This window comes from Neisseria sp. HMSC70E02 (genome assembly GCF_001838645.1).
GTDB classification, from domain to species: Bacteria; Pseudomonadota; Gammaproteobacteria; order Burkholderiales; family Neisseriaceae; genus Neisseria; species Neisseria macacae.
Genome location: NZ_KV838110.1, coordinates 1 through 5505, shown reverse-complemented (window position 1 = coordinate 5505; position 5505 = coordinate 1). Strand labels below are relative to the sequence as shown.

General features: G+C 50.4%; 5 protein-coding genes and 1 pseudogene. 4 read left to right on the top strand and 2 right to left on the bottom strand.

Going from position 1 to position 5505, the window contains the following annotated elements:
• Positions 1–56 precede the first annotated feature (56 nt).
• On the bottom strand, positions 57–995 hold the full coding sequence (locus tag HMPREF3277_RS09220; protein ID WP_070870935.1) for a LysR family transcriptional regulator: 939 nt from the start codon (positions 993–995) through the stop codon (positions 57–59).
• A 231-nt stretch (positions 996–1226) separates the two neighbouring features.
• On the opposite strand from HMPREF3277_RS09220, the gene HMPREF3277_RS09215 reads away from it, so the two are divergent.
• From HMPREF3277_RS09215 to HMPREF3277_RS09200, 4 genes are all read left to right on the top strand, one after another.
• Positions 1227–1976 carry a Nif3-like dinuclear metal center hexameric protein gene (locus HMPREF3277_RS09215; RefSeq protein ID WP_070870934.1) on the top strand — a complete coding sequence of 250 codons (750 nt, stop codon included), beginning with the start codon at positions 1227–1229 and terminating at the stop codon, positions 1974–1976.
• Positions 1977–2098: 122 nt separating this feature from the next.
• Complete coding sequence (gene petA, locus HMPREF3277_RS09210; RefSeq protein ID WP_070870933.1) at positions 2099–2680, top strand: ubiquinol-cytochrome c reductase iron-sulfur subunit; 582 nt, start codon at positions 2099–2101, stop codon at positions 2678–2680.
• 18 nt (positions 2681–2698) lie between these two features.
• On the top strand, positions 2699–4048 hold the full coding sequence (locus HMPREF3277_RS09205) for a cytochrome b (RefSeq protein WP_003761392.1): 1350 nt from the start codon (positions 2699–2701) through the stop codon (positions 4046–4048).
• A gap of 14 nt (positions 4049–4062) precedes the next feature.
• Entirely contained in the window at positions 4063–4848 is a 786-nt protein-coding gene (locus tag HMPREF3277_RS09200) for a cytochrome c1 (RefSeq protein ID WP_003765585.1), read from the top strand.
• A 137-nt stretch (positions 4849–4985) separates the two neighbouring features.
• On the opposite strand, the pseudogene HMPREF3277_RS15375 reads toward HMPREF3277_RS09200, so the two are convergent.
• Positions 4986–5048 (bottom strand): annotated as a pseudogene (locus HMPREF3277_RS15375) (transposase); the annotation flags it as partial.
• Positions 5049–5505: the final 457 nt, after the last annotated feature.

The following is a 5505-nucleotide window of genomic DNA, read 5'->3' as shown; positions in this document are numbered from 1 at the left end:
AACGCCGTACTGGTTTAAATTTAATCCACTATATAACACCGTGTTTCAAGAAAACATTAATCCTGTCCGTGCATTTTCAGTTCGCTCAAGCCGGGGAGGTCGGCGAAGCTGCGTTCGCGGACGATTTGGCAGAAGTTATCGAGATAGCTTTTGTCGGCGTCTTCGGTGCGTGTGGCGGCGTAGAGTTCGCTTTGCAGGCCGTTGGCGGTGATTTGGCGGTGGACGACGTAGCCTTTTTCGAGATAGGGCATCACGGTCCAGTAGGGCAGGGCGGCGATGCCGCGTTTGCTGGCGACGAGTTGGATGATGGCGATGGTCAGTTCGCTGCGGCGGCGCGGTGGGTTGATGCCTTTGGGTAACAATATTTTTTTGGGCAGGTCGAGCATTTCGTCGGGAACGGGATAGGTGATGAGGGTTTCGCCGATGAAGTCTTCTGCTTCCCAAACGGTTTTGGCGGCAAGCGGGTGGTCTTGGGCGCAGATGCCGACCATTTCGTAGGCAAACAGGGGGCGGAAGCTGATGCCGTTTTGTTTTTCGGCTTCGGATACGATGGCGAGATCGGCGCGGTGTTGCAGCAGGAGTCCGACGGGGTCTGCCTGAAAGCCGGAAACGATGTCCAATTCGACTTGCGGCCACATGGGGCGAAATTCGCCCATTGCGGGCATGAGCCAGTCGAAACAGGTGTGGCATTCGACTGCCAGCCGCAATTCGCCTGCTTCGCCTTCGATGATGCGGGCGAGGTCGCGCTCGGCGGCGGAAACTTGCGGGAGGAGTTCGCGTGCGAGCCGCAACAGGCGTTCGCCGGCGGGCGTGAAGCGCAAGGGCGTGGATTTGCGCTCGAACAGGGGCGTGTCGTAATAGTTTTCAAGCGCGCGGATTTGGTGCGAAAGGGCGGATTGGGTCAGGAAGACACGCTTGGCGGCAAGGGATACGCTGCCGGTTTCTTCGAGTGCCAGCAGGGTTTTAAGATGGCGAAGTTCGATGATGGAATCCATTGGTTTTCACGCTTTCAGACGACCTCTTGAAATGGGCAATATTAAAATATTTCATGCCGGGGTGTAAATGCGGGCGCGTGTTGAACGGCGCGGGGATTGGGATGCGTCAGGGTTTGCGGTTAGAATGTGGATCCGATTTTGTATGAATATGGTGAATTGACTTGAAACGGAGATGGCGTTGTTTCGTCTTGTCCTGTGAAATTTAATCCGCTATGTGTTGAAAGGAATGATATGGCGAAACGCAATGATATTTTGGCGTGGTGCGACGAGGTGTTGCAGGTCGGCATGTTCAAAGACTATGCGCCCAACGGTTTGCAGGTCGAGGGCAGGGCGGAAGTCGGCAAAATAGCGACATCGGTAACGGCAAGCAAGGCGGCGGTCGATTTTGCAGTAAAACAAGGCGCGGATATGCTTTTGGTGCACCACGGGATGTTTTGGAAAAGCGAGCCGGTAACGATTACAGGCTGGAAAAAAGTGCGTATCGAAACATTATTGCAACACCAAATCAATATGGCGGGCTACCACCTGCCGCTGGATGCACACCCTGTGTTGGGCAACAACGCGCAGCTTGCCGATAAGTTGGGTTGGGAAGTCGAAAGGCGGTTCGGCGAACAGAATCTGTTGAATATAGGTCGTCTGAAAACGCCGCAGACTTTGGCTGAATGGTTGCAACACATTGCTGCAACGTTGGGACGGCAGCCCGTAGCCGTCGGCGATATGTCGCGCGAAATCAAACGCATTGCATGGTGTACCGGCGGTGCGCAGGGATTTTTTCAGACGACCATAGACGAAGGCGTCGATGCTTATCTGACCGGAGAAATCTCGGAATCGCAGTTTCACCTTGCCAATGAAACAGGCGTTGCGTTTGTCAGCGCGGGACACCATGCGACGGAACGTTACGGCATCCGCGCCTTGGGCGAGGCCGTGGCACAGCATTTTGAGTTGGAAGTCTGTCATTTCGATGAAGATAATCCCGCTTAAGCCTTGATAATCGTCATGAAAATTTACCTTAATTTAAATAATGCTTTGAGTATCACGGTAAACTAGGTAGAATTACATCGTTTAATGGCTCGGTATTCCCAAAATTTTAGGACGACTGAATAATGGATAATCAAGAAATCAATAGCGGTCGCCGCCGCTTTCTGACGCTGGCTACGTGCGGCGCGGGCGGTGTGGCGGCTTTGGGCGTAGCTACGCCTTTCGTGGCAAGCTTTTTCCCGTCGGAAAAAGCCAAGGCCGCAGGTGCTGCCGTCGAAATCGATGTCAGCAAAATCGAATCCGGACAAATGTTGACTGCCGAATGGCAAGGTAAACCGATTTGGGTGGTTAACCGTACCGATCAGCAGCTCAAAGACCTGAAAAGTTTGAACGGCGCGGTTGCTGATCCCGATTCCAAGGCAGATCAACAGCCCGAATATGCTAAAAACGAGACCCGTTCGATTAAGCCGAACATCCTTGTAGCCATCGGTATCTGTACCCACTTGGGCTGCTCGCCGACCTACCGTCCCGACGTTGCCCCTGCGGATTTGGGTGCAGACTGGAAAGGCGGTTTCTTCTGCCCTTGCCACGGTTCGAAATTCGACATGGCAGGCCGCGTATATAAAGGTGTTCCTGCACCGACCAACCTGGTTGTTCCGCCCTACAAATATCTGAGCGATACGACAGTCTTGGTAGGCGAAGACTAAAAATAAGGAACGATAATTATGGCAAACCAAACCAATAGCAAAGCAAAAGCATTGTTAGACTGGACGGACGCTCGTTTCCCTCTGTCTAAAATGTGGAATGAGCATTTGGCTCAATACTACGCGCCGAAGAACTTCAACTTCTGGTACTACTTCGGCTCTTTGGCTCTGCTCGTCCTCGTGATTCAAATCGTCAGCGGTATCTTCCTGACCATGAACTACAAACCGGACGGCAACCTGAATGCCTATCACCTGCCTGCTGCCTTTACCGCAGTAGAGTACATCATGCGCGACGTGTCCGGCGGCTGGATTATCCGCTACATGCATTCTACCGGCGCATCTTTCTTCTTTATCGTCGTGTACCTGCACATGTTCCGCGGCCTGATTTACGGTTCGTACAAAAAACCGCGCGAATTGGTGTGGATTTTCGGTTCCCTGATTTTCTTGGCATTGATGGCCGAAGCCTTTATGGGCTACCTGTTGCCTTGGGGTCAAATGTCCTTCTGGGGCGCACAGGTGATTATTAACCTGTTCTCTGCCATCCCTGTTATCGGTCCTGATTTATCCACTTGGATTCGCGGCGACTTCAACGTTTCCGACGTTACCCTGAACCGCTTCTTCGCACTGCACGTTATTGCCGTACCGCTGGTGTTGCTCGGTTTGGTCGTGGCACACATCATCGCCTTGCACGAAGTGGGTTCGAACAACCCTGACGGCGTGGAAATCAAGAAACTCAAAGATGAAAACGGCGTTCCGCTCGACGGCATTCCTTTCCATCCGTACTACACCGTCAAAGACATCTTGGGCGTTGTCGTATTCCTGATTGTTTTCTGCTCCGTATTGTTCTTCGCCCCCGAAGGCGGCGGCTACTTCCTTGAAGCCCCGAACTTTGATGCGGCAAACGCGCTGAAAACACCGCCGCACATTGCACCGGTATGGTATTTCACCCCGTTCTACGCCATTTTGCGTGCGATTCCTTCATTCCTCGGTACTCAGGTTTGGGGTGTAATCGGTATGGGCGCGGCAGTTGTCCTGATTGCCCTGTTGCCTTGGTTGGATAAAGGTGAAGTGAAATCCGTCCGCTATCGCGGCCCGATTTTCAAAATCGCATTGGTTCTGTTCATCATTGCCTTTATCGGTTTGGGTATTTTGGGTGCGATGGTAGCAACCGAGACCCGTACTTTGGTTGCGCGTATCCTGTCCTTCGTCTATTTTGCATTCTTCCTGGGTATGCCGTTCTATACCAAACTGGATACAAACAAACCGGTTCCGGAACGCGTAACCATGAGTACCACTAAACAAAAAATCATGTTCTTTGTTTATGTCGGTATTACCGCAGTGGGTGCTTACCTGTTTGCAACCAATATCTGATGAGGGCAGCGAAAATGAAACATACCCTGAAAAACTGGTTTGCTGCCTTGTTATTGGCAGTGCCTATGAGTGCCGCCGTCGCCAGCGGTGGCGGACACTATGAAAAAGTCGAGATTGACCTGCGCGACCAAGTCAGCTTGCAGCGCGGTGCTCAAATTTTCACCAACTACTGCTTATCCTGCCACTCGGCAAGCGGTATGCGCTTCAACCGTCTGAAAGACATCGGTTTGACTGATGAAGAAATCAAGAAAAACCTGATGTTTACGACAGACAACGTCGGTGATGTCATGTTGGCGGCGATGAATCCTAAAGATGCTGCCAAATGGTTTGGTGCGGCTCCTCCGGATCTGACGCTGATTGCCCGTTCTAAAGGCGCGGATTATCTGTATGCCTATATGCGCGGCTTCTATAAAGACCCGACCCGTCCGAACGGTTGGAACAATGTCGTATTCGACAAAGTCGGCATGCCCCACCCCTTGTGGGAGCAACAAGGCGTTCAAGCGGTTGAGCTGGATGCCAAAGGTCAGCCGGTCATGGTGAAAGACGAACATGGCGAATTGAAACCCAAGCTCTATTGGGAATCTACCGGCGCACACAGCCGTCGTTTGCCAAACGGCAAAGTCGTCCAAACAGAGTACGATGCTTATGTACGCGATTTGGTGAACTATTTGGTTTACATGGGTGAACCGGCGCAACTCCAGCGCAAACGTACAGGCTATATCGTATTGATGTTCTTGCTTGCAGTAATGCTGCCTCTGGCATACTTCCTGAAAAAAGAATATTGGAAAGACGTTCATTAAGTCTTGTAATAAAAAAGGCAAACCTAATCGGGTTTGCCTTTTTTATAGTGGATTAACTTTAAACCGGTACGGCGTTACCTCGCCTTAGCTCAAAGAAAACGATTCTCTAAGGTGCTGAAGCACCAAGTGAATCGGTGCCGTACTATCTGTACTGTCTGCGGCTTCGGCGCCTTGTCCTGATTTAAATTTAATCCACTATATTACACATCTGGTTTCAGACGACCTTTTTTGAAATGGAAGTGTTTTGTAGAGAGTGTGTTCTGTGCTCGTTTGATTGAAGATAAAGATGGTTTTATCGCTTTATTGGGTGGATGCTAATCCGGCATGGCGGTTTTGTTATTAAGGGAAATCGGGGAATAGGGGCCTTTAAAACAACCTTCCCGAATCCTTATATTGTAGCTGCTAAGGGTATTTTTACAGAAAAGAGTGAAGATTTCAGACGACCCCTTATCCTTGAGCGAATGGAGAGCCTCCGGCTTTGTGTCTAACTATTCTCCAATCGGGAAGGTTAGGGCAGATTTGAATGTCTAGGAAGTCGAATTTATAAAAAATGCAGTTCATCTGCACTATGAAGGAAAAGAGGAATTGCTGAAAATGAATGTATTGGATGTATAGTGGATTAAATTTATAGTAAATTAAAAACAAAATAGTACAATA

What these genes read in the sequence shown, in the direction of transcription:
- HMPREF3277_RS09205 (WP_003761392.1), top strand. Translation starts at nt 2,699, where the DNA reads ATGGCAAACCAAACCAATAGCAAAGCAAAAGCATTGTTAGACTGGACG.
- HMPREF3277_RS09220 (WP_070870935.1), bottom strand. Translation starts at nt 995, where the DNA reads ATGGATTCCATCATCGAACTTCGCCATCTTAAAACCCTGCTGGCACTC.
- petA (WP_070870933.1), top strand. Translation starts at nt 2,099, where the DNA reads ATGGATAATCAAGAAATCAATAGCGGTCGCCGCCGCTTTCTGACGCTG.
- HMPREF3277_RS09200 (WP_003765585.1), top strand. Translation starts at nt 4,063, where the DNA reads ATGAAACATACCCTGAAAAACTGGTTTGCTGCCTTGTTATTGGCAGTG.
- HMPREF3277_RS09215 (WP_070870934.1), top strand. Translation starts at nt 1,227, where the DNA reads ATGGCGAAACGCAATGATATTTTGGCGTGGTGCGACGAGGTGTTGCAG.